Here is a 21,743-nt window from a genome sequence, read left to right on the forward strand (position 1 = left end):
CGCGGGCGATCTCCAGATCACCGTGCGCGTCGCGACGGACCGTCAGAGGAGAACTCCACAGCTATGACTCACGAGCCGAACGACTCCACGTCACCCGCAGCGAACGACCTGGACGCGAACGGCTCAGCAGCCCCCTCCGCTCCGCACGAGAGCATGTCGACCAAGTCGTCCGGCGACTACGGCGCGAACCAGATCCAGGTCCTCGAGGGCCTCGAGGCGGTCCGCAAGCGCCCCGGCATGTACATCGGATCCACGGGTCCGCGCGGTCTGCACCACCTGGTCTACGAGATCGTCGACAACGCCGTCGACGAGGCGCTCGCGGGCTACTGCGACAACATCGAGATCCTGATGCGCGCCGACGGTGGCGTCACCGTCTCCGACAACGGCCGCGGCATCCCGGTCGACATGCACCCGACCGAGGGCATCTCCACGGTCGAGCTGGTCCTCACCGTGCTGCACGCCGGCGGCAAGTTCGGCGGCGGCGGCTACGCGGTCTCCGGCGGCCTGCACGGCGTCGGCTCCTCCGTGGTCAACGCGCTGTCGACGCGCCTCGACGTCGAGGTCAAGCGCCAGGGCGCCGTGTACCGGATGAGCTTCACCGACGGAGTGCCGGACGCCCCGCTCGAGAAGGGCGAGGCCAGCGACGAGACCGGCACGACGATCACCTTCTGGCCCAACGCCGGCATCTTCGAGACGGTCGAGTTCGACTACGAGACCCTGCGCGCGCGCTTCCAGCAGATGGCGTTCCTCAACAAGGGCCTGCGCATCGCGCTGACCGACCAGAACGAGGTCGAGTTCGAGGGGGAGGGCGAGAACGAGACCGAGGGCGACCGGACCGACGTCTTCCACTACGAGAAGGGCCTCGTCGACTACGTCGAGTACATCAACTCGCTGAAGAAGTCGGACCTCGTGCACTCCGAGATCATCGACTTCGAGTCCGAGGACACCGAGCGCCGCATCTCGCTCGAGGTCGCGATGCAGTGGACCACGGCCTACACCGAGAGCGTCCACACCTACGCGAACACCATCAACACCCACGAGGGCGGCACCCACGAGGAGGGCTTCCGCGCCGCGCTGACCACTCTGGTCAACCGCTACGCGCGCGCGAACAACCTGCTCAAGGAGAAGGACGAGAACCTCTCGGGCGACGACATCCGCGAGGGCCTCACCGCCGTCGTGTCGATCAAGCTCGGCGAGCCGCAGTTCGAGGGCCAGACCAAGACGAAGCTCGGCAACACCGAGGCGAAGGCGTTCGTGCAGCGCGTGGCCGGCGAGCAGCTGGCCGACTGGTTCGACCGCAACCCGTCCCAGGCCAAGGACATCATCCGCAAGGCGATCCAGGCGGCCTCGGCCCGCATGGCGGCGCGGAAGGCGCGCGAGACCGCCCGCCGCAAGGGCCTGCTCGAGGGCGGCGGCATGCCGGGCAAGCTCAAGGACTGCCAGTCCAAGGACCCGTCGATCTCCGAGATCTTCATCGTCGAGGGCGACTCGGCGGGAGGATCCGCGGTGCAGGGCCGCAATCCCGAGACGCAGGCGATCCTCCCCCTCCGCGGCAAGATCCTCAACGTCGAGAAGGCGCGGCTCGACCGCGCTCTCGGCAACAACGAGGTCCAGGCGATGATCACGGCGTTCGGCGCCGGCATCGGCGAGGACTTCAACCCCGACAAGGCGCGGTACCACAAGATCATCCTGATGGCCGACGCCGACGTCGACGGCCAGCACATCACGACGCTGCTGCTGACGCTCCTCTTCCGCTACATGCGCCCGCTGATCGACCTCGGCTACGTCTACCTCGCGCAGCCGCCGCTGTACCGCCTCAAGTGGTCGAACTCCCCGCACGAGTACGTCTACAGCGACCGCGAGCGCGACGCCCTGATCGCGCACGGCTCGGCGACCAACAAGCGCATGCCCAAGGAGAACGGCATCCAGCGCTACAAGGGCCTCGGCGAGATGGACTACAAGGAGCTGTGGGAGACCACGATGGACCCCGCCACGCGGACCCTCCTCCAGGTCACGCTCGACGACGCGGCCGCGGCCGACGAGATCTTCTCCACCCTCATGGGAGAGGACGTCGAGTCCCGCCGCTCCTTCATCCAGAAGAATGCGAAGGACGTCCGTTTCCTCGACATCTAGCTGTCGAGGAAGCGGACGTCCTGCGAGAGGCGGCGGCCGGGCGGTCCAGTGGACCGCCCTCGCGAGCATCTCGAACACGTGACGGCGGCCCTCGATGGGCCGCATCCTCGACCAGAACGCGACAGAGGCCCTCACCGGCCCGCACACCGACGACACACCTGACACCCAGCGCGACCGCCGCCCCCGCTCCTCCGGGGCACGGACCCACCTGAGAGACCAGAGACCATGGCAGAAGAACCCACCACCCCCACCGGCCCGGACGAGAGCGATGACATCGTCACCGAGACCGGTGTGGTGATCCACGGTCACGACAAGATCGAGCCGGTCGACCTGCAGCTCGAGATGCAGCGCTCCTACCTCGACTACGCGATGAGCGTCATCGTCGGGCGAGCCCTGCCGGAGGTGCGCGACGGCCTGAAGCCCGTGCACCGCCGCGTGATCTACGCCATGTACGACGGCGGCTACCGCCCCGACAAGGCGTTCTCGAAGTGCTCGCGCGTCGTCGGCGACGTGATGGGCCAGTTCCACCCGCACGGCGACTCCGCGATCTACGACGCGCTGGTCCGTCTGGTGCAGCCGTGGAGCCTCCGCTACCCGCTCGCGCTCGGGCAGGGCAACTTCGGCTCCCCCGGCAACGACGGCGCGGCCGCCCCCCGGTACACCGAGACCAAGATGGCGCCGCTCGCGCTCGAGATGGTCCGCGACATCGACAAGAACACCGTCGACTTCCAGGACAACTACGACGGCCGCACGCGCGAGCCGGCGATCCTGCCGGCCCGGTTCCCGAACCTGCTCGTCAACGGCTCCGTCGGCATCGCGGTCGGCATGGCGACCAACATCCCGCCGCACAACCTGCGCGAGGTCGCCGCCGGCGCCAAGTGGGCGCTCGAGAACCCGGACGCGACGCGCGAGGAGCTCCTCGAGGCGCTGCTGCAGCGGATCAAGGGACCCGACTTCCCCACCGGTGCGCAGATCCTCGGCGTCCGCGGCATCCAGGACGCGTACCGCACCGGCCGCGGCTCGATCACGATGCGCGCCGTCGTCTCCATCGAGGAGATCCAGGGCCGCACCTGCCTCGTCGTCACCGAGCTGCCGTACCAGGTGAACCCGGACAACCTGGCGATCAAGATCGCCGAGCTGGTCAAGGACGGGCGCGTCTCGGGCATCGCCGACATCCGCGACGAGACCTCCGGTCGCACCGGCCAGCGCCTCGTCGTCGTCCTCAAGCGCGACGCCGTGGCGAAGGTGGTGCTGAACAACCTCTACAAGCACACGCCGCTGCAGGAGAACTTCGGCGCGAACATGCTCGCGATCGTCGACGGCATCCCGCGCACGCTCTCGCTCGACGGCTTCATCCGCGCGTGGGTCGACCACCAGGTCGAGGTCATCGTGCGCCGCACCCAGTACCTCCTCGACGAGGCGGAGGCGCGGATCCACATCCTGCGCGGCTACCTCAAGGCGCTCGACGCGCTCGACGAGGTCATCGCCCTCATCCGCCGCTCCCCCACCGTGGAGGAGGCGCGCGACGGCCTGATGGAGCTGCTCGACATCGACGAGGTGCAGTCCCGCGCCATCCTCGACATGCAGCTGCGCCGCCTCGCGGCCCTCGAGCGCCAGAAGATCATCGACGAGCACGACCGGATCCAGGCCGAGATCGAGGACTACAAGTCGATCCTCGCGAGCCCGGAGCGCCAGCGCACGATCATCTCGGACGAGCTCGACGAGATCGTCGACCGCTTCGGCGACGACCGCCGCACCGAGATCCTCTTCGGGTTCGACGGCGACATGAGCGTCGAGGACCTGATCCCCGAGGAGGAGATGGTCGTCACCGTCACCCGCGGCGGCTACCTCAAGCGCACTCGGAGCGACTCCTACCGGGCGCAGCACCGCGGCGGCCGCGGCGTGCGCGGCGCGCAGCTGAAGGCCGACGACATCGTCGAGCACTTCTTCGTCACCACCACGCACCACTGGCTCCTGTTCTTCACGAACACCGGCCGCGTGTACCGCGCCAAGACCTACGAGCTGCAGGAGGCCGGCCGCGACGCCAAGGGCCAGCACATCGCGAACCTGCTCGCGCTCGAGCCGGGGGAGCAGATCGCGCAGATCCTCGACATCCGCGACTACGAGGCGGCCCGCTACCTCGTGCTCGCCACGCGCGACGGCCTCGTGAAGAAGACGGCCCTCTCGGAGTACGACACGAACCGCTCCGGCGGCATCATCGCGATCAAGCTGCGCGACGGCGACGAGCTCGTCTCGGCGCTCCTGGTCGAGGAGGACAGCGACGTGCTGCTGGTCTCCCGCAAGGGCATGTCGATCCGCTTCACCGCGTCCGACGAGGCGCTGCGTCCGATGGGCCGCTCCACCTCCGGAGTCCGCGGCATGTCGTTCCGCGGGGAGGACCGCCTCCTCGATGCCAACGTCGTCAGCGACGAGGGCTTCGTCTTCGTGGTCACCGAGGGCGGCTACGCCAAGCGCACCGCGGTCGACCAGTACCGCCTCCAGGGACGCGGCGGGCTCGGCATCAAGGTGGCCAAGCTCGAGGAGAAGCGCGGCGACCTCGTGGGCGCCATCATCACCGGAGAGGACGACGAGGTGCTCGTCGTGCTCGCCAGCGGCAAGGTGGTACGCTCTGCGGTGGCCGAGGTACCGGCCAAGGGTCGCGACACCATGGGAGTCGTCTTCGCACGATTCGCTGAGGACGACCGCATCATCGCACTCGCCAAGAACACCGAACGCAATCTCGACGCCCAGGACGAGGATCCCGACGCCGCGGCGCCGGCCGAGTCCGCTCCGGTGTCGGAGGAGGATGGGTCCGTAGATGAGTAGCACCGTCGCCGAGAAGCTCGCCAGGAAGTCCGCGAAGAGCCCGGCGGCGAAGCAGGTCCGCCTGAAGCTCGTCTACGTCGACTTCTGGTCGGCCGTGAAGCTCTCGTTCCTGCTGGGCCTGACGCTCGCGATCATCACGATCGTCGTCGTCTACCTGGTCTACACGGTCCTGGCCCAGACGGGCGTGTTCGACGAGGTCAACGGCCTCGTGCAGGACATCGCCGGCGCCGAGGCGTTCGACCTCAACACGATCATCTCGCTGCCGCAGGTCATGGGCTTCGCGATCGTCGTCGCGGTGCTGAACACCATCGTCACCACCGCGCTCGGCGCGATCGTGGCGCTGCTGTACAACCTCAGCGTCAAGATCACCGGCGGCCTCCTGGTGGGCTTCACCAACCAGTAGGGCGCACGGTCCGGCCGATTGGGATTCCTGCTCGATGTCGGGTAGAGTCTCCTCTGGCCATTCCGGGGGTATAGCTCAGGCGGTTAGAGCGCTTCACTGATAATGAAGAGGTCCCAGGTTCAAGTCCTGGTACCCCCACCCGGTCCGAACGGCCCGTCACCTCGCGGTGGCGGGCCGTTCGACTCTCGGAGTCGGATCGCCCCGTCTCCGGCCCGGGGCCTTAGCTCAGTTGGTAGAGCGCCTGCTTTGCAAGCAGGATGTCAGGAGTTCGAATCTCCTAGGCTCCACACTTCCTCCCCTCTCGCGGGTGCTTCCCCTTCGCCGGCCCTTCTGGTCCACCGGCCCACATCCGGGGTGGTCCCGCGCGTCGGCACTCCCGTCGGCGTGAACGCCGGCGGGCTCTCCTGTCGCCGACCGTGCGGTCGTGCGATCGAGGTCGCCGCTCGGACGGCCGAGCCGTCCCGCTCAGCGGTCCACGCAGGCGAGGCCCAGGAACTGCTGGACCGAGAGGGTCTCGGACGTGCCGTCGCGGATGTCGCCGACGATGATCTCACCGACGGAGAGCGTGTCGAACTGCTCGGCCGTGAAGACGACCGGGCGGGCGAGCACGGAGCGGTCGGTCGCGTAGGCGCCCAGCGCGAGGTCGACGCCGAGCGGGAACCGCTCGATCACCGTGTCGGCCGGCCAGACCGTGGATCCGGAGAGGTCGGTCGCGCCCAGCTGCGTGACCGGTGACGGGGAGACCCAGCGGGTGACCCTCCGCAGCCCGTCGCCGATGGTCAGGGGGGCGGAGTCGGAGGCGGCGAGGTCGAGGCCGTCGACGGACCCCGAGCACACGACGACGACGCCGAGGACCTCGCCCCGCTCGCCGCCCCGTCCGAGCCCGACCGCGGCCGTGGTCACCGGCTCCTCGGAGGCGCATCCCGAGAGCGCGAGGGCGCCGAGCAGAACGACGGTGCTCGCGAGCGCAGCGCGACGGTGCATCGGTCCTCCCGCGGCCACCCTACGCGGGCAGGGCGAGGGCCAGAGCGGCGAGAGCCTGCGGAAGGGAGGGAGCGCCCTCCGCCCGGAAGACCACCTCTCCGGCCGTATCGCGCACGACGACGGTGGGGGTCGAGCGGACACCGGCGGCCTCGGCCTCGACGGGGTGGAAGGCCACGTCGCGCTCGCGGATCTCGGCGGCGGGGACGAGCTCCGCGGCCCGCTCCAGCACCGAGCGCGCGGCATGGCAGGCGCCGCAGAAGGCGGAGGTGTAGAGCTCGACGATCACGACGAAGGGAACGCCGGGGCGCGGCCGGGGATTCCCGGGCACCGTCAGCGGAGGAGCCAGGCCTCGTTCATGGTCAGGGCCGCGTCGACGAGCTCGACGCGCTCCAGCTCCTCGACGTCGCTCAGGGGGAACCAGGCGGCGGCGTCCGTGGAGCCGTCCACCTCGTGCGTGAGCTCGCCGCCCACGATGCGGGCGCGGTAGACGACGCGGATGGCGTGCAGGGGGCCGGCCTCGGGATCGCTGCGCCGGTGCGCGGGGATCACGTGCGAGTCCACGCCGATGAGGGCCTCGAGCTCGGCGCGGTAGCCCGTCTCCTCGAAGATCTCGCGGACCGCGGCGTCGGCGGGCGACTCGCCCTCGTCGATCCCGCCGCCCGGAAGCGTCCAGGCCGACCACGGGCCCTGGCTCCAGTGCGCGAGCAGCATCCGCTCGCCGTCGATGATCACGCCGTACGCGGCGACCCGGATGTCCACCGCAGAAGCCTAACCCGGGCATGCGACGGGGCCGGACCCCCTGAGGGGCCCGGCTCCAGCGACGAGAACGTCAGGAAGCGGTCGAGGCCGCGTTCTGCGCGGCGCTCTGCGGCTCGTCCTCGGCGACCCACAGCTCGTCGTCCGCGCGGAACGTCTGCCAGACGGCGTAGCCGATGCCGCCGACCGCGACCAGCGCGGCGCCGATCGCGAAGACCGTGCCGACCTTGCTCTTCTTCTTCGGGGGAGTGGTGAGCTCCTCCCAGCGCGCCTTCGAGATCTCGGCGAGCTTCGCGCGGTTCTTCGAGTCCTTGGCGGCCTCGAAGGCGGCGGCGGCCGTGCCACCGACAGCGGCGAAGGTCGGGACGACCTTGTGCTTGTAGGCGTTGCGGGCCGAGGAGTACGTACCCTCGACGGCCGAGACGCCGTTGTCGTAGACCGGCTTGACGCGCGAGTCGTACGTGTCCTTGACGAAGGGGACGAGCTCCTTCTTGGCGTACTTCGACGCGTGGCGGCGGCTCTTCTCGAGCACGGAGGCCGCGTGCGCCAGCACCTCCTGCTGCTCGCCCCAGACCGCCTCGGCGTTCTTGCGAAGACGCTTGAGGTCCTTCTTGTGCTTACGTGACAGACCCATGTTGGTCCTCCATCGGCTACGAGCAGCGAACGCCTCAATACTGCCACTCATCGATCGGCGTCCGCATCGCGCACCCAGCGCATTGACACCGGGCGTTGCAGGGGCCTACAGACGCGCTGTGCGAGAATCCGAGCATGCCTTTGCACACCGCAGTCGCGACGTTCCACACCAACAAGGGCGACATCGTCGTCAACCTCTACGGGAACCACGCTCCCAAGACGGTCCGCAACTTCGTCGGTCTCGCGACCGGCGACATCGAGTGGACCCACCCCGCCACGGGTGCGAAGACGAAGGAGCCGCTCTACAACGGCACCGTCTTCCACCGCATCATCCCCGACTTCATGCTCCAGGGCGGCGACCCGCTCGGTCAGGGCATCGGCGGCCCGGGGTACCAGTTCGACGACGAGATCAACTCGGAGCTCGACTTCACCCAGCCCTACATCCTCGCGATGGCGAACGCCGGCAAGCAGGCGGGCCGCGGCACCAACGGCTCGCAGTTCTTCATCACCGTGGCGCCGACCACCTGGCTCCAGGGCAAGCACACCATCTTCGGCGCCGTCGCCGACGAGGAGTCGAAGAAGCTCGTGCAGTCGCTCTCGGCTGTTCCCACCGACGGCCGTGACAAGCCGCTCGAGGACGTCGTGATCGAGAGCGTCGAGATCACCGAGGTCTGATCGCCTCATCCACCACTCATTCGAGGGCCGGGTCCGTCAGGGCCCGGCCCTCGTTCTCCCCGGAGGCACGTCCGTGACCCAGGTCCCGCCGAGCAGCACCTACTCCTGCTACCGACACCCCGACCGGCAGAGCTTCGTGCGCTGCCAGCGGTGCGGCCGCACCATCTGCGGCGAGTGCCAGACGCCGGCTCCGGTCGGCGTGATCTGCCCGGACGACATGGCGCAGCAGCGCGCCACCGCACCGCGCACCCGCGGTCCCCTCCTCTCCCGCGTGCGGGCCATGACCCGTGCCGACCAGCCGACGGTGACCTACGCGATCATCGCGCTCTGCATCGTGCTGTGGATCGTCGAGATCCTTCCCTTCGTCGGCGGGCCGGCGGTCAACGCGCTCCTGTACGCCCCCGCCTACACGCTCCCCGGCTTCGGCGCCGGCTTCGAGCCGTGGCGGATGCTCACCTCGGTGTTCCTCCACAGCACGTCGCTCTTCATCGTCATCCCGTTCCACCTGGTGCTGAACATGTACACGCTGTGGGTGTTCGGCATGGTGCTCGAGCGCATGCTGGGCCGCGGGCGCTACCTCACCCTCTTCCTCCTGAGCGGTTTCGCCGGATCGGTGGGCGTCCTGCTCCTCGCGAACCCGTTGACCCCGGTGATCGGCGCCTCCGGTGCGATATTCGGGCTGATGGGCGCGTACCTGGTGATCCTCCGGCACCTGGGCGGTCAGGCGTCGCAGCTGCTGGTGCTGGTCGGACTGAACCTCGTCATCGGCTTCCTGCCCGGGATGAACGTGGCGTGGCAGGCGCACGTCGGCGGTCTGGTGGCGGGCGCGCTCATCGGGCTGGTCTTCACGAAGACGCGGCAGCGCGCCCAGCGGCGCACGCAGAACCTCCTCGTCGGGCTCATCGGAGTCGGACTGGTCGCGATCACCGCGGGCGCCTACGTCCTCGGCTGATCCCTCCCCCTCCCGCAGCGGCGGGTCCGGCAGTGCCTCGCGCACTCCCGGGCCCGCCGCTTCGTCGTTCCCGTGGCGACCGTCTCCGCCGCTGTCCACAGGTGCTCTCAACAGGTGGGGAGGAAGTTATCCACAGAGTTGTTAACACTGGGGAGAACGTCCCGGGTGTCCTCCTCGGGAGGACGATCCGGGGACGGCGGCGCGTCCGAGGACCGGCGGACTGGTGCCGATCGGGGCCCTCCTCGCCTCGAGCAGGTCAGCGCGGAGGGGACCGCGGAGTTCTCCACAGGAGATTCCACAGCTGGGGATAATTACAGCGGTGTAGTTCTCCGGCGGACGGCCACCAGGGCCGTCGCCTCACGGTCGTCGTCGCGGTGCAGCGAGGTGGCGAACCCGGCCGCCTGGAACGCGGAGGCACTCGCCGCCGCCTGATCCGCGCCGACCTCGATCACGACGACGCCGTGGGGTGCGAGCCACGCTCCCGCCTCCTGAGCGATGCGGCGGTGGAGGGTGAGCCCGTCCGACCCGCCGTCGAGCGTGAGCATCGGCTCGTGCACCCGGGCCTCCGGCGGCATGAGCGCGATCGCCGCGGTGGGGACGTAGGGGGCGTTGACGACGACGACGTCGATCCGCCCGCGCTCACCCCCGGGAAGCGCGTCGAAGAGGTCGCCCTCGTGGACGTCGGCGCGGCCTGCGAGCGTGCGGCGCGCGCAGGCGACGGCGGCGGGGGAGAGGTCGGCCGCGAGTAGGCGGACGTCCGGCCGCTCCTCCGCGATCGACCGGGCGAGGGCGCCGGATCCGCAGCAGAGGTCGAGCACCACGGCGCCGCCCGGGAGGACCTCCAGGGCGCAGTCGACCAGCCACTCGGTGCGCACGCGGGGCACGAAGACGCCGGGTGCGACGGGGACGCGCAGGCCGCGGAAGGCGACCCAGCCGAGGATCTGCTCGAGGGGCTCGCCCGTCTCGCGGCGGCGGAGCAGCAGCTCGAGGTCGGAGGAGGAGCCGGCGGCCTCCTCGAGCAGGCCCGCCTCCTCCTCGGCGAAGACGCAGCCGGCGGCGCGCAGACGCTCCACCGACGACGAACGCCCCGTCGGCGGACCGGACGGGGCGTCGTTCACGACTGGGGGAGCTCAGCGCCAGCGCGTCGTCATCAGGAAGCCGATGAACGCGATGCCGAAGCCGATCAGGATGTTGAGGTTGCCGAGATCGGGGATCGGCAGGGTGCCCTGGCTCACGTAGAAGACGATGATCCAGGCGAGTCCGAGCAGCATGAAGCCGAACATCACCGGCTTGAACCAGACCGGATTCGGTGCGTTCTCGCCGGTCCGGGCCTCGTCGCGCTCGGGCTTCGGGCTCTTCGTCGCTCGTGCCATGCCGACCACTGTACCGGGCGGAGGCTCCGGGCCGGGAGCGCCGGGGCTGCGCGGGTGCTGTGCGGACTCGCGGAGCGGCCGGTGCGGGCGCTCGAGTGATCCCATCGGGCCTCCTCAGGCGGCCATTCTGGAGGGCTCTCCACAGGTCCGGATCGTGCGCCACAGCCGGTCACGGCTCGCGCCTAGACTCGTCGCATGACCGCCCAGAACCCCGACGGGGCGGCTCTGCGGCCGCGAGCGAAGCGACGGAGGGCCCGCCCGGTCCGACGACTCTCGTTCTTCGGAGTCGTCGGCGAGCTCCTGATGACCGCCGGCGTCCTGGTCCTGCTCTTCCTGGCCTGGCAGCTCTGGTGGAACGACGCGGTGATCGCCGGCCGGCAGACGACGCAGGCCGCGGAGCTCCGCGAGACCTGGAGCGACTCCTCTCCGGCACCGCAGCCGACCGAGGCCGCCCCGGCGGAGCCGGTCGTCGCGTCGGTCGCCGCCCTCGACACCTCCTTCGGCAACCTCTACATCCCGCGCTACGGCGAGGGGTGGGTGCGCACGATCGCCGAGGGCATCGACGCCGAGAACGTGCTCGACGAGGGGAGCATCGGCCACTACCCCGGGACGCAGATGCCCGGCCAGGCCGGCAACTTCGCGCTCGCCGCGCACCGCAGCGCGTACGGCGGAGGCATGCACCTGATCGACGAGCTCCAGCTCGGCGACCCGATCTACATCGAGACGGCGGACGGCTGGTACACCTACCGCTTCCGCAATCTCGAGTACGTCCAGCCCTCCGACGTCCAGGTGATCGACCCGGTTCCGTGGACTCCGGACGCGGCTCCGACCGATCGCCTGATCACGCTGACGAGCTGCAACCCGCTCTACTCGACGGCCGAGCGGATCATCGCGTACGGCGTCTTCGACTCGTTCCAGCCGCGGTCCGCGGGCGCCCCCGCCGAGATCGCCGCCTCGCTGGCTCAGGAGGGCTGACCGTGTACGCAGCGCTGTGGCGGCTCCTGCCCGGGCCGTGGTGGGTCCGGCTCCTGATCGTCCTCGTCCTCGTCGCGGCGGTCCTGGTCGCGCTCGACGAGTGGGTGTTCCCCTGGGTGCAGTCGCTCGTGCTCGACCGGAACGTGACCGTCGGCTCGTGACCGGCGGCGCGGCCCCGCGGATCCTGGTCGTCGACCACCACGACAGCTTCGTCTTCACGCTCGTCTCGTATCTCCGCGAGCTCGGTGCCGAGGTCGACGTGGTCGAGTTCGACGACCTCGGGACGACGGCGCTCCTGGCTCTCGCGGAGGAGGCGGACGGAGTCCTGGTCTCACCCGGACCGGGCCGCCCCGAGGACGTCCCCGCGTCGACGGCGCTCGTGCAGCGGGCGGAGGCGACCGGGCGGCCGCTGCTCGGCGTCTGCCTCGGCCACCAGGTGCTCGCCCACGCTCTCGGCGCCCGCGTCACGGAGGCGCCGGAGCTGCTGCACGGCCGGACGTCCGCGGTCCTCCACGACGGAGATCCGCTCTTCGACGGCCTGCCCTCCGGATTCGCCGCGATGCGGTACCACTCGCTCGCGGTCGACGGCGAGAGCCTTCCCGAGGAGCTGCGGGTGACGGCGCGGACACCGGAGGGAGTGGTCATGGCCGTCCGGCACCGGAGTGCTCCGCTCGTGGGCGTGCAGTTCCATCCGGAGTCGGTCCTCACCGAGGGCGGGCGGCGCCTTCTCGAGAACTGGCTGCGCGAGGTGAGGCCGGGCGGAGCGTCCGTATCGGCCGACGACACGCCCGGACTCTCGATCCCGGCTCGATGAGGCGGAATTCGCCGGGCTTATCGGGCTCGTTATCGAGTCGAGAGCATTGAGAATGATCAGCGACCACCGTCCCCCGAACGGGGATGCCGCCCTGAGTGCGTTCTCACGTAGAAATCCGCCATCTGACGGCTAAATGACGGCGGGCGGAGGAGAACGACGCGACAGGGTATGAGCGTGACCTTGTCCACCCCCTTGCGGACCCCCCGATCAGGTGGCGGGATTTGACGGGCTCCCGGCGGAGGATGCGGCCCCTTTTCCCTGCATAATCAGAGGGCGTCGACAGGGGGTCGGCGCCACAAGAGAAGTCCGGGGGGACCAGATGGTCGCATCGATCTCCTGGGCTTTCTCGGGAATCCGAGAGCTCGAGAATCTCGGACCGCGCATCGTCGTCAAACCCGGCACCGTTCCGAGCATCACCGGTTCGGGATTCGGCACCGCCGATCTGAGCGTCGTGCTGATGACGGTCTCGCCGCTGCGCGTCCTCCGCGGGACGTGGCCGGCCGACGACACCTCCTTCCTCACTTTCAGCTTCCTCATCGACGGCTTCGTGCGCATGGTCGCCCCGGACCGAACGGTGCTGCTGCGTCCGGGCTCGATCTCCTACCAGCAGGGGACGACGACGTTCACGACCGAGTCGACGACTCCGGCCACGATCCTCCACCTCTCGCTGCGCGCCGACGAGATGCGCCGCTACGGCTTCGACACGTCGGCCTCGGTCTACGCGCTCGATCCCGACGCCCGGTCCACCCGCGCCGCATACGCCTTCACGACCGCCTTCGCCCTCGCGGCGGAGTCCGGGACGGGGCTGCCCGGTGAGGGCGAGGTCACCGGCTTCGCCCATGTGGTCAAGCAGCTCCTCACCAGCGCGTTCCTCGCGGCGGCGAGCTCGCAGCCCGGCACCACGAGCGTCCGGGCCGCCACGCTCGGGCGCGCGCGCACGGTCATCGACCGGACGCACCGCACGCCGCGCTGCACCCCGGAGGCGGTGGCCGACGCGGTCAACGTGTCCACCCGCTCCCTCCAGCGGCTCTTCGAGGACGCGGGCACCACGGTCGCGAGCGAGATCGAGCGCTCCCGGGTCGCCAGCGCCGTGGAGCTCCTGCGCCGCCGCCCGCGGGAGGTCCCGCTCGAGGCGATCGCCGCCGCGTCCGGATTCTCCTCGGCGGACCACCTCCGCCGTGCGCTCAAGCGCCGCGAGGGGCTCACCCCGAGCGACATCCGCGGCCGGATCGCACGCCCCGCCGACGGATCGGCAGGCGGCGAGGTCGTGCGGCTCCAGCCCCCGCTCGCCGACGCGCGCCGGGCGTAGCCGTTCACCTCGGGGCTGTCGGCCTCGCGGAGCATCGACCCGACGAGCAACGTCCGGACGAGCCCTTCTCGGCGCGCAGAGCAGCGGCCCGGCCTCCACCGAGCGCCGTCGGCCGACGCCGCAGCCGCAGCGGGCCGCAGGCCGGGTCAGCCCGCGCAGTATCCGAGCTGGACGGTCGATCCCTGCGGGACGTCGCCCGGAGCCAGGGACTGGGTCGTGATGGGCGGGTTCGCCCGGGTCGCGTCGCAGGTCTCGTCCGGGACCTCGACCCCCACGAGCTGCAGCTTCTCGGAGGCGAGGGTGGCCAGCGCGCTGCTGAGGGACGTCCCGACGAGGTCGGGGAGCGTGACCTGGCCGGAGGAGACGGTGAGGTCGACCGGCGTGCCCGGGGCGACCTGCTGTCCCGCTCCGGGGGAGGCGGAGAGCACGACGTCGCCCGGGACGGTCGGCGAGTTCTCGCGGGTCTGGGAGCCCTCGACGAAGCCGACGGCGGTGAGCGCGTCGATGGCCTCGGCGAGGCTCTGCCCGACGGTGTCCGGCACGGCGACGGGCTGCGGACCCTGGGACACGACGATGCGGATGACCGTCTCGGGCGCGACGATCGTGCCCGAGCCCGGATCCGTGCGGATCACCTCGCCCTCGGGGACGGTCGAGCTGTACTCCGCGACCTGGCTCGGCACGAGGTCGAGCTCGGTCAGGGTCGACTGGGCGCTGTCGTAGGTGGTCTCGGTGAGGGTGGGGACCTCGCGCGACTGCGACGGGAGGGTCGACGCGGGCTGGAGCGTCAGCACCCAGATCACGAGTGCGGCGACGATCACGGCCAGCACGACGATCGAGGACCAGATCCAGAGGACCGGCGGGCGGCGCTGGGTGCGGACGATCGAGTTGTCCTCGGCCAGCTGGCGGAGGGCGAGCTCGGAGTCGTTGACTCCACCCTGGCTGCGGGCCGCGAAGAGCGAGGTGGTCAGCTCGTCGATCGGGCGGTGGTCGGGGAGGCGTCCGGCGGCGGCGTCGCGCAGGTCGTCGCGGAACTCCGCAGCTCCCTGGAAGCGCTCGTAGCGGTCCTTCGACAGCGCGCGGGCGACGACCGCGTCGAGCGCCGGCGTGACGGCCGGGTTGATGGAGCTCGGCGCCGGCGGCGTCTCGCTGACGTGCTGGTAGGCGACGGCCACCGGGGTGTCGCCGCGGAAGGGCGCACGGCCGGTGAGGAGCTCGAAGAGCACGATGCCGGCGGAGTAGAGGTCGCTGCGGGCGTCGACCTGCTCGCCCTTCGCCTGCTCGGGGGAGAAGTAGGCGGCGGTGCCGAGGATCGCCGTGGTCTGAGCGACCGTGGCGGCGGAGTCGGAGACGGCGCGGGCGATCCCGAAGTCCATCACCTTCACCTGGCCCGACGGGGTCAGCATGATGTTGCCGGGCTTGATGTCGCGGTGGACGACACCGGCGCGGTGCGAGTACTCGAGGGCGGTGAGGATGCCCTCCGTGATGCGGACGGCCTCGTCCACGTCGAGGGGGCCCTCGGCGATCAGGTCCTTGAGGAGGCGGCCCTCGATGTGCTCCATGACGATGAAGGGCCGGCGCGACTCGGCGCCGTTGTCGTCGAGCGAGACCTCCTCGCCCGCATCGAAGACCCGGACGATCGTGGGGTGCGACATGCGCGATGCGGACTGCGCCTCCTGGCGGAACCGCAGGCGGAAGGCGGAGTCGGAGGAGAGGGAGAGCTTCAGCTCCTTGATGGCGACGGTGCGGCCGAGCCGGGTGTCGGTGCCGAGGTACACCTCGGACATCCCGCCGCGGCCGAGCCGGGGCCCGACCTGGTACCGTCCCGCGATCAGGCGACCCTCATCCGTCACGCGCACGCTCCCGCCCTGTACTTCCGTGTGGTGCGGCCCCGAGGAGCCACGGCAAGTGTACCTATGGGCCCCTGGTGTTCCGGGCGGGGGCGCGACGCGACGGCCGCGAGGCGCCGGGCCGGAGCGGTGCCCCGGCCCGGCGCGCCGCCGCTACTCGGAGGGGGTGGGCGTCGAGGTGGCCTTCGAGGTGGGCGTCGGCGCCGGGGTCGGAGCCGGTTCCTCGACGGTGACGGAGAGGGTGGGCGAGGCCGCCGACTCCGACTCGCCGCAGAGCACGGTGTACGTGACGTCGATCGTGCCGGCCGTGGTGCCGGCCTGGATCGTCGCGGTCGTCGAGTTCGACGGGTTGGTGCTCGTCACGTTCGCGCCCTCACCGGTCGCGGTCACCCGGTAACCCCTCACGGAGGTTCCGCTCGGGCACTGGTTGTAGTTGCTCCAGGTGACGTTGAACGTCGCGCCCGCCTCGACGCTGGAGGCGGCGGGGGTGACGGTCGGCACGGCGGTCGGTGCGTCCGGGGTCGCGACCTCGGTGAAGACGGAGACCTCGATGGTCGTGCCCTTCACCACGTTCGCGGTGGGGTTCACGTCCTCGACGAGTCCGACCTGCTCGGCGGTGGGGGCGCTCGGGCCGTCCGCCCGGCGGACGCCCATGCCCAGGGCCTCGAGCTCGGTCTCGACGTCGTCGAAGGAGCGCCCGACGTAGTCGGCCTTGTCGATGACGACCGTGTTGGAGGTCGGCGTCGGCGTGGGGCTCGGAGTCTCGGACGGCGTCGGCGAGGGGGCCGTGCTGGTCGTCGCGGTGGGGGAGGCGGCCGGGTCGCTGCTCCCGCCGGTCGTCAGGGCGAAGATGGTGCCCGCGATGACGACGGCGAGGATCACGATGAGGGCGATCAGCGGCCAGGTCCAGGGGCTGCGCCTGCGCGGCTCCTCGGCCGGCTCGAGCGGCTCCTCGATCGGCACGAACGGAGCGGCGGCCGCGGCCGCGGGCGCCCCGGAGGGCAGCACCGTGGTCGCCTGCGTCGCGCCCTGGTTGGAGGGGAGGACCGTGGTCGCCTGCGTCGCGGGAAGGTCGCTGAGGACCGCGGGGACGGCCAGCGCCGCTCCGCGCACGTCGCCCGAGCGCAGCGCCTGGGCCGCCCGCGCGAGGTGCGCGGCGGTGGCGGGGCGGTCGGCCGGCTTCTTGGCGATGCAGGAGTAGACGAGGTTGCGCACCGGCTCCGCGACCGTGACCGGCAGCTCCGGCGGGGTGTCGTTGATCTGCGCCATCGCGATGGCGACCTGCGACTCGCCCGTGAAGGGGCGGCGCCCGGCCAGGCACTCGTACGCGACGATGCCCAGCGAGTAGATGTCGGTGGCGGGGGAGGCGGGCTGGCCGCTCGCCTGCTCCGGGGACAGGTACTGGACCGTGCCCATGACCTGGCCGGTCGCCGTCAGCGGGACCTGGTCGGCGATGCGCGCGATGCCGAAGTCGGTGATCTTGACGCGGCCGTCCGGCGTGATGAGCAGGTTGCCCGGCTTCACATCGCGGTGCACGAGGCCCGCGGCGTGCGCGGCGTGCAGGGCGAGCGCGGTCTGCGCGACGATGTCGAGGACCTTGTCGGTCGAGAGGACGCGCTCGCGCTCGAGGACGGTCGAGAGCGCCTCGCCGGGGACGAGCTCCATGACCAGGTAGGCCGAGCCGTCCTCCTCGCCGTAGTCGTAGACGTTGGCGATGCCCTCGTGGTTGACCAGCGCCGCGTGGCGGGCCTCGGCGCGGAAGCGCTCGAGGAAGCCGGGGTCGCCGAGGTACTCGTCCTTCAGGATCTTGATCGCGATGGTGCGGCCGATGACGAGATCGGTCGCCTGCCACACCTCTCCCATGCCGCCGATGGCGATCCGGGACTGCAGCTCGTAGCGTCCCCCGAAGGTGAGGCCTGTCGTGGGTCTCATTTGTTCAGCACCGCCTCTAGTACCTGTTGTCCGATGGGTGCGGCGATCAGGTTGCCGTACCCGGTCTGGCCGAGCCCTCCACCGTTCTCCACGAGCACGGTGATGGCGTACTGCGGGTCGTCCGCAGGCGCGAAGCCGGTGAACCAGAGGGTGTACGGGTCGTCCCCGCCGTTCTCGGCGGTACCGGTCTTACCGGCCACAGTGACGCCCCCTATTGTTGCATTCGTCGCCGCGCCGCCCTGGACGCTGGCGACCATCATCGCCTTGACGGCGTCCGCGGTCTGCGTGCTCACCGCCCGGCCGAGCGACTTCTCCTGGAACTGCTGCAGCACGCTGAGGTCCTGCGAGCGGATCGAGTCGACCAGGTTCGGCTGCATCACCTCGCCGCCGTTCGCGATCGCCGCGGAGACCATGGCGATCTGCAGCGGCGTCGCGCGCACCTCGTACTGCCCGAAGGCGGTGAGGGCCGTCTGGGCGTCGTCCGTCTTCGTCGGGTAGGTGCTCGCCTCGACCGACATCGGGATCTCGAGCTCGGTGTCGAAGCCGAACTTCTCGGCCTGCGAGCGGATCGCGTCCGCTCCCAGCTGCACGCCCATCTCGGCCATCGGGACGTTGCAGGAGAGCGAGACGGCGGTGGCCAGCGTGACCGTCTCTCCGGAGCCGCAGAGACCGCCTCCGGAGTTGATCACCTGCGACGAGGAGCCGGGCAGCGTGTAGGACTCGACGTTGGGGAAGCTCGAGTCGGCCGTGAAGCGGCCGGACTCGAGGGCGGCCGAGGCCACGACGAGCTTGAAGACGGAGCCGGGCGGGTTGAGCGAGCCGCCGATCGCACGGTTCACGAGGGGCTCGGAGGAGTCGTCGTTCAGCGCCCGGTAGGCGGCGAGGACGTCGTCGGTGTCGTGGGAGGCCAGCGCGGTGGGATCGAAGGTGGGCTTCGAGACCATCGCGAGGATGCGTCCGGTGGCCGGCTCCGTCACGACGACGGCTCCCGTGTAGTCGCCGAGCGCGTCGAAGGCGGCCTGCTGGGCGACCGGGTCGATCGAGAGCTCGACCGACGCTCCCTTCGGGTCCTGGCCCGTGACGAGGTTGTTGATCTCGTCGAAGAACTGCGAGTTCGAGGTGCCCGAGAGGTAGTCGTTGAGCGTGCGCTCGATGCCGGTGGTGCCCTGGTTCAGGGTGAAGTAGCCGGTCACGGCGGAGTAGAGCGGGCCGTTCGCGTACTGCCGCTGGAACTTGTAGAGGTCGTCCGACGGCGTCGAGGAGGCGATCGGCTGACCGCCGGCGAGGATCGCACCGCGCTCGGTCGAGAAGCTCTCGTAGAGGGTCCGCGTGTTGCGGCCGTCCTCGTCGAGGGAGTCGGCCTGGATCACCTGGATGGTGGTGGTGGAGAGGAAGAGGGCCACGAACATCGTCAGCACGACGAGGCTCACCCGTTTGAGTTCTCGGTTCATCGACGGATCACACCACCAGACGAGGCTGACTGCGGACTGTGTCGGACAGGCGCAGCAGCACCGCCACGATCATCCAGTTCGCCACGAGGGAGGAGCCGCCGGCGGCGAGGAACGGCGTGGTCAGGCCGGTCAGCGGGATGACGCGGGTGACGCCTCCGATGACGATGAAGCACTGCAGGGCGATCACGAACGAGAGGCCGACTCCCAGGAGGCGCCCGAAGTCGTCCTGCCCGGCGAAGCCGATGCGGAACCCGCGCGAGACCAGCAGGAGGTAGAGGCCGAAGATCGCGAAGAGCCCGGCGAGGCCCAGCTCCTCGCCGAGGCTGGCGATGATGTAGTCGGACTGCGGGACCGGCGTGAGATCCGGCATCCCCTGGCCGAGGCCCGTGCCGAGCAGCCCGCCGTGCGCGAGGCCGAAGAGGCCCTGCACGAGCTGGTAGCTGCCGCCCGGATCCGCCCCGTAGCGCTCGGCGCTGAAGGGCTCGAGCCAGTTGGCGAAGCGGTTGCCCACGTAGTCGAGCGTCTGGCTCGCCAGCAGCGCGCCGCCGAGGAACAGGCCGACGCCGATGAGGACCCAGCTGGTTCGGCCGGTCGCGACGTAGAGCATGACCAGGAACAGGCCGAAGTAGAGCAGAGCCGTCCCCAGGTCGCGCTGGAAGACGATGACGCCCATCGTGACCGCCCAGACCACCAGGATCGGGCCGAGGTCGCGCAGGCGCGGGAAGCGCATCCCGAGGACGGTGCGGCCCACCATCGAGAGGGAGTCGCGGTTGCGCACGAGGTAGCCGGCGAAGAAGACCGCGAGGGCGATCTTGGCGATCTCGCCGGGCTGGAAGCTCGCCACGTCGCCGATCCCGATCCACACACGCGCGCCGCTGACCTCGCGGCCGATGAAGGGCAGGAGCGGCAGCAGGAGCAGCACGATCGCCGCGAACCCGGCGACGTAGGTGTAGCGGAACAGCACGCGGTGGTTGCGGATGACCAGCAACACCACGATCGCCGCCACGACGGCCAGGGCGCTCCAGAAGATCTGCCGCACCGCCACCGACTCCCAGCCGGTCGCGCCGTCGGCGATGTCGATCCGGTAGATCTCGGCGACGCCCAGGCCGTTCAGCACGGTGGCGATCGGGAGGAGGAAGGGGTCGGCCGCCGGGGCCGCGAAGCGCAGCACGACGTGCACGGCGAGCACGAGCGCCGAGAGGCCGGCGCCCAGCGAGACCAGCGTGGTGTCGATCGAGCCGAGGGCGCCGAGCTGCACGAGCACGATCGCGCCGGCATCGATGAGGCACGCGCCGATCAGGAGCAGGAGCTCGAGATTGCGCAGCTTCTGGCGGAAGAAGCCCTGCCGCTCGGGGGCGGGGCGGGCGGTGGCCGTGGCGGCGTCCGTCATGGTGCTCCGTTCGCGTCCGTGAGGCGCTCGACGATGTCGACCGCGCCGGCGTAGGAGTCGGCGCTGATCGTCTGCTCCAGCTGCTCGACGTCGTAGGCGCGGAGGGAGTCGAGCGGGATTCCCGTGTCCTCCTTCACCTCCGAGAGCGAGAGCGGGCCGACCGACTGCTGGATGCCCTGGTAGATGATCACGGTGTCCCCGTCGGTGCCGACGTAGAAGCGCGACTGCGTCCAGTCGTAGGCGAAGAGGATCCCGAGGAATCCGATGATGAGCACGAGGGACAGGCCGACGAGCCAGGTGATGCGGCGGCGCAGGTGCCGGCGGCGGTCCTCCTCGATCAGCTCGTCGAGGTAGTCCTCGGACGCGGGCTCGAAGTGGGTGGGGCCCTGCGCGGCGGGAGCGCGGGTGTGCAGGCGGAGGCCGGGGATCCGGACGCGGTTCTGCGAGTCGTCGGTGCTGAAGGGCGTGGGCGCGGCGGCGGATCCGACGACCACCGGCTCCTCCACGGGGGCGAGGATGCGCGCGGTGTCGCCCGCCCCGGGGATGTCGAGGACGACGACGGTGACGTTGTCCGGGGCGCCGTGCGAGAGGCTGTCGCGGATCAGGCGGTCGGCCACCTGCTGGGCGGTCTCGTCGCGGCTGAGCTCCTTGAGGATCTCGTCGTGCGGGACGACGCCGGAGAGGCCGTCGGAGCAGATCAGCCAGCGGTCGTGCGGCTCGGTCTCGAGCGTGAGCGTGTCGATCTCGGGGTTGGTGTGCACGTCGCCGAGGACCCGCATCAGGACGGAGCGGCGCGGATGCGTCATCGCCTCCTCCTCCGTGATGCGGCCGGAGTCGACGAGGCGCTGCACGAAGGTGTGGTCGGTCGTGACCTGCTCGAGCCGGCCGTCGCGGAGGACGTAGATGCGGGAGTCGCCGATGTGCGCGATCGCCACCGACTCGCCGACGCGGGCGATCGCGCTGACGGTGGTGCCCATGCCGGTGAGCTCGGGGTGGTCGACCACGGCGTCGGCCAGCAGGGTGTTGGCCGCCAGCAGGGTGCGCTTGAGCTCGTCCTCGGCCTCGTAGGTGGAGGCGTAGACGCGGTCCGCCTCCGCGATGCGCTTGATCGCGATGGAGGAGGCGACGTCGCCGCCCGCATGGCCGCCCATGCCGTCGGCGACGACGAAGAGCTGCCGGCCCGCGTAGCCGGAGTCCTGGTTGTTGGAGCGGATCCTGCCGACGTGCGAGACGGCGGCGCTCTCGCGCACCGCGCCGTGGCCGGAGCCGCTCTCCGGAGTGGGGGCCACG

20 protein-coding genes and 2 tRNA genes are annotated in these 21,743 nt (G+C 70.5%); 11 read left to right on the forward strand and 11 right to left on the reverse strand.

Annotated features, from left to right (window positions below; genetic code table 11):
* The first annotated feature begins 153 nt into the window (after positions 1-153).
* From gyrB to C5C49_RS06545, 5 genes are all read left to right on the forward strand, one after another.
* On the forward strand, positions 154-2,133 hold the full coding sequence (gene gyrB / locus C5C49_RS06525; protein ID WP_208543372.1) for a DNA topoisomerase (ATP-hydrolyzing) subunit B: 1,980 nt from the start codon (positions 154-156) through the stop codon (positions 2,131-2,133).
* A 225-nt stretch (positions 2,134-2,358) separates the two neighbouring features.
* On the forward strand, positions 2,359-4,959 hold the full coding sequence (gene gyrA, locus C5C49_RS06530; RefSeq protein ID WP_104222674.1) for a DNA gyrase subunit A: 2,601 nt from the start codon (positions 2,359-2,361) through the stop codon (positions 4,957-4,959).
* Positions 4,952-5,362 (forward strand): DUF3566 domain-containing protein, encoded by a 411-nt coding sequence (locus tag C5C49_RS06535; RefSeq protein ID WP_104222673.1) that lies wholly within the window; start codon positions 4,952-4,954, stop codon positions 5,360-5,362. Before gyrA ends, C5C49_RS06535 begins: the two co-directional genes overlap by 8 nt.
* Positions 5,363-5,426: 64 nt before the next feature.
* Positions 5,427-5,500, forward strand: a tRNA-Ile gene (locus C5C49_RS06540).
* A 76-nt stretch (positions 5,501-5,576) separates the two neighbouring features.
* Positions 5,577-5,649 (forward strand) — tRNA-Ala (locus C5C49_RS06545).
* A 178-nt stretch (positions 5,650-5,827) separates the two neighbouring features.
* Here the strand turns inward: C5C49_RS06545 and C5C49_RS06550 are convergent.
* From C5C49_RS06550 to C5C49_RS16920, 4 genes are all read right to left on the reverse strand, one after another.
* Positions 5,828-6,346: a hypothetical protein gene (locus C5C49_RS06550; RefSeq protein ID WP_104222672.1), complete on the reverse strand. Its 519-nt coding sequence runs from the start codon at positions 6,344-6,346 to the stop codon at positions 5,828-5,830.
* 19 nt (positions 6,347-6,365) lie between these two features.
* Positions 6,366-6,632 carry a thioredoxin family protein gene (locus C5C49_RS06555; RefSeq protein ID WP_104266625.1) on the reverse strand — a complete coding sequence of 89 codons (267 nt, stop codon included), beginning with the start codon at positions 6,630-6,632 and terminating at the stop codon, positions 6,366-6,368.
* Between the two features lie 44 nt (positions 6,633-6,676).
* Positions 6,677-7,105, reverse strand: a complete 429-nt coding sequence (locus C5C49_RS06560) for an NUDIX hydrolase (RefSeq protein ID WP_104222671.1) — start codon at positions 7,103-7,105, stop codon at positions 6,677-6,679.
* Positions 7,106-7,175: 70 nt separating this feature from the next.
* Positions 7,176-7,736 (reverse strand): hypothetical protein, encoded by a 561-nt coding sequence (locus C5C49_RS16920; RefSeq protein ID WP_104232995.1) that lies wholly within the window; start codon positions 7,734-7,736, stop codon positions 7,176-7,178.
* A gap of 134 nt (positions 7,737-7,870) precedes the next feature.
* On the opposite strand from C5C49_RS16920, the gene C5C49_RS06570 reads away from it, so the two are divergent.
* Both C5C49_RS06570 and C5C49_RS06575 read left to right on the forward strand, forming a co-directional pair.
* Positions 7,871-8,410, forward strand: coding sequence for a peptidylprolyl isomerase (locus C5C49_RS06570; RefSeq protein WP_104222669.1), 540 nt, complete (start codon positions 7,871-7,873; stop codon positions 8,408-8,410).
* 73 nt (positions 8,411-8,483) lie between these two features.
* Entirely contained in the window at positions 8,484-9,362 is an 879-nt protein-coding gene (locus C5C49_RS06575; protein ID WP_104222668.1) for a rhomboid family intramembrane serine protease, read from the forward strand.
* 311 nt (positions 9,363-9,673) lie between these two features.
* Here C5C49_RS06575 and C5C49_RS06580 read toward each other — a convergent pair whose 3' ends face one another.
* Both C5C49_RS06580 and C5C49_RS06585 read right to left on the reverse strand, forming a co-directional pair.
* Positions 9,674-10,435: a putative protein N(5)-glutamine methyltransferase gene (locus C5C49_RS06580; protein ID WP_104345730.1), complete on the reverse strand. Its 762-nt coding sequence runs from the start codon at positions 10,433-10,435 to the stop codon at positions 9,674-9,676.
* Between the two features lie 57 nt (positions 10,436-10,492).
* Positions 10,493-10,735 carry a cell division protein CrgA gene (locus C5C49_RS06585; protein WP_104222667.1) on the reverse strand — a complete coding sequence of 81 codons (243 nt, stop codon included), beginning with the start codon at positions 10,733-10,735 and terminating at the stop codon, positions 10,493-10,495.
* Positions 10,736-10,930: 195 nt separating this feature from the next.
* Here C5C49_RS06585 and C5C49_RS06590 point away from each other — a divergent pair, with 195 nt between their 5' ends.
* From C5C49_RS06590 to C5C49_RS06600, 4 genes are all read left to right on the forward strand, one after another.
* Positions 10,931-11,710, forward strand: a complete 780-nt coding sequence (locus C5C49_RS06590; RefSeq protein WP_104345731.1) for a class E sortase — start codon at positions 10,931-10,933, stop codon at positions 11,708-11,710.
* A gap of 2 nt (positions 11,711-11,712) precedes the next feature.
* Entirely contained in the window at positions 11,713-11,871 is a 159-nt protein-coding gene (locus C5C49_RS16925) for a hypothetical protein (protein WP_167299010.1), read from the forward strand.
* The gene (locus C5C49_RS06595; RefSeq protein ID WP_104309312.1) at positions 11,868-12,524 is read left to right on the forward strand and encodes an aminodeoxychorismate/anthranilate synthase component II; all 657 of its coding nucleotides are present in this window, start codon (positions 11,868-11,870) and stop codon (positions 12,522-12,524) included. The genes C5C49_RS16925 and C5C49_RS06595 overlap by 4 nt, the downstream gene beginning before the upstream one ends.
* A gap of 319 nt (positions 12,525-12,843) precedes the next feature.
* The gene (locus C5C49_RS06600) at positions 12,844-13,833 is read left to right on the forward strand and encodes a helix-turn-helix domain-containing protein (RefSeq protein ID WP_104345732.1); all 990 of its coding nucleotides are present in this window, start codon (positions 12,844-12,846) and stop codon (positions 13,831-13,833) included.
* 146 nt (positions 13,834-13,979) lie between these two features.
* Here C5C49_RS06600 and pknB read toward each other — a convergent pair whose 3' ends face one another.
* The 5 genes from pknB to C5C49_RS06625 form a co-directional block, all read right to left on the reverse strand.
* Positions 13,980-15,683: a Stk1 family PASTA domain-containing Ser/Thr kinase gene (gene pknB / locus C5C49_RS06605; protein ID WP_104222663.1), complete on the reverse strand. Its 1,704-nt coding sequence runs from the start codon at positions 15,681-15,683 to the stop codon at positions 13,980-13,982.
* A 150-nt stretch (positions 15,684-15,833) separates the two neighbouring features.
* Entirely contained in the window at positions 15,834-17,612 is a 1,779-nt protein-coding gene (locus C5C49_RS06610) for a protein kinase (protein ID WP_104345733.1), read from the reverse strand.
* On the reverse strand, positions 17,609-19,063 hold the full coding sequence (locus C5C49_RS06615; RefSeq protein WP_104232999.1) for a penicillin-binding protein 2: 1,455 nt from the start codon (positions 19,061-19,063) through the stop codon (positions 17,609-17,611). The genes C5C49_RS06610 and C5C49_RS06615 overlap by 4 nt, the downstream gene beginning before the upstream one ends.
* A 7-nt stretch (positions 19,064-19,070) precedes the next feature.
* The gene (locus tag C5C49_RS06620; protein ID WP_104225777.1) at positions 19,071-20,453 is read right to left on the reverse strand and encodes an FtsW/RodA/SpoVE family cell cycle protein; all 1,383 of its coding nucleotides are present in this window, start codon (positions 20,451-20,453) and stop codon (positions 19,071-19,073) included.
* A complete protein-coding gene (locus C5C49_RS06625; protein WP_244229533.1) occupies positions 20,450-21,742 on the reverse strand; it encodes a Stp1/IreP family PP2C-type Ser/Thr phosphatase in 1,293 nt (430 codons plus the stop codon). Before C5C49_RS06625 ends, C5C49_RS06620 begins: the two co-directional genes overlap by 4 nt.
* Position 21,743: the final 1 nt, after the last annotated feature.

The organism is Rathayibacter sp. AY1E2 (genome assembly GCF_002932325.1).
GTDB lineage: Bacteria > Actinomycetota > Actinomycetes > Actinomycetales > Microbacteriaceae > Rathayibacter.

Coding starts and splice junctions, on each gene's coding strand:
- C5C49_RS06585 (WP_104222667.1), bottom strand. CDS start 10,735: ATGGCACGAGCGACGAAGAGCCCGAAGCCCGAGCGCGACGAGGCCCGG.
- gyrA (WP_104222674.1), top strand. CDS start 2,359: ATGGCAGAAGAACCCACCACCCCCACCGGCCCGGACGAGAGCGATGAC.
- C5C49_RS16920 (WP_104232995.1), bottom strand. CDS start 7,736: ATGGGTCTGTCACGTAAGCACAAGAAGGACCTCAAGCGTCTTCGCAAG.
- C5C49_RS06535 (WP_104222673.1), top strand. CDS start 4,952: ATGAGTAGCACCGTCGCCGAGAAGCTCGCCAGGAAGTCCGCGAAGAGC.
- C5C49_RS06610 (WP_104345733.1), bottom strand. CDS start 17,612: ATGAGACCCACGACAGGCCTCACCTTCGGGGGACGCTACGAGCTGCAG.
- C5C49_RS06550 (WP_104222672.1), bottom strand. CDS start 6,346: ATGCACCGTCGCGCTGCGCTCGCGAGCACCGTCGTTCTGCTCGGCGCC.
- C5C49_RS06620 (WP_104225777.1), bottom strand. CDS start 20,453: ATGACGGACGCCGCCACGGCCACCGCCCGCCCCGCCCCCGAGCGGCAG.
- gyrB (WP_208543372.1), top strand. CDS start 154: ATGTCGACCAAGTCGTCCGGCGACTACGGCGCGAACCAGATCCAGGTC.
- C5C49_RS06600 (WP_104345732.1), top strand. CDS start 12,844: ATGGTCGCATCGATCTCCTGGGCTTTCTCGGGAATCCGAGAGCTCGAG.
- C5C49_RS06570 (WP_104222669.1), top strand. CDS start 7,871: ATGCCTTTGCACACCGCAGTCGCGACGTTCCACACCAACAAGGGCGAC.
- C5C49_RS06590 (WP_104345731.1), top strand. CDS start 10,931: ATGACCGCCCAGAACCCCGACGGGGCGGCTCTGCGGCCGCGAGCGAAG.
- C5C49_RS06615 (WP_104232999.1), bottom strand. CDS start 19,063: ATGAACCGAGAACTCAAACGGGTGAGCCTCGTCGTGCTGACGATGTTC.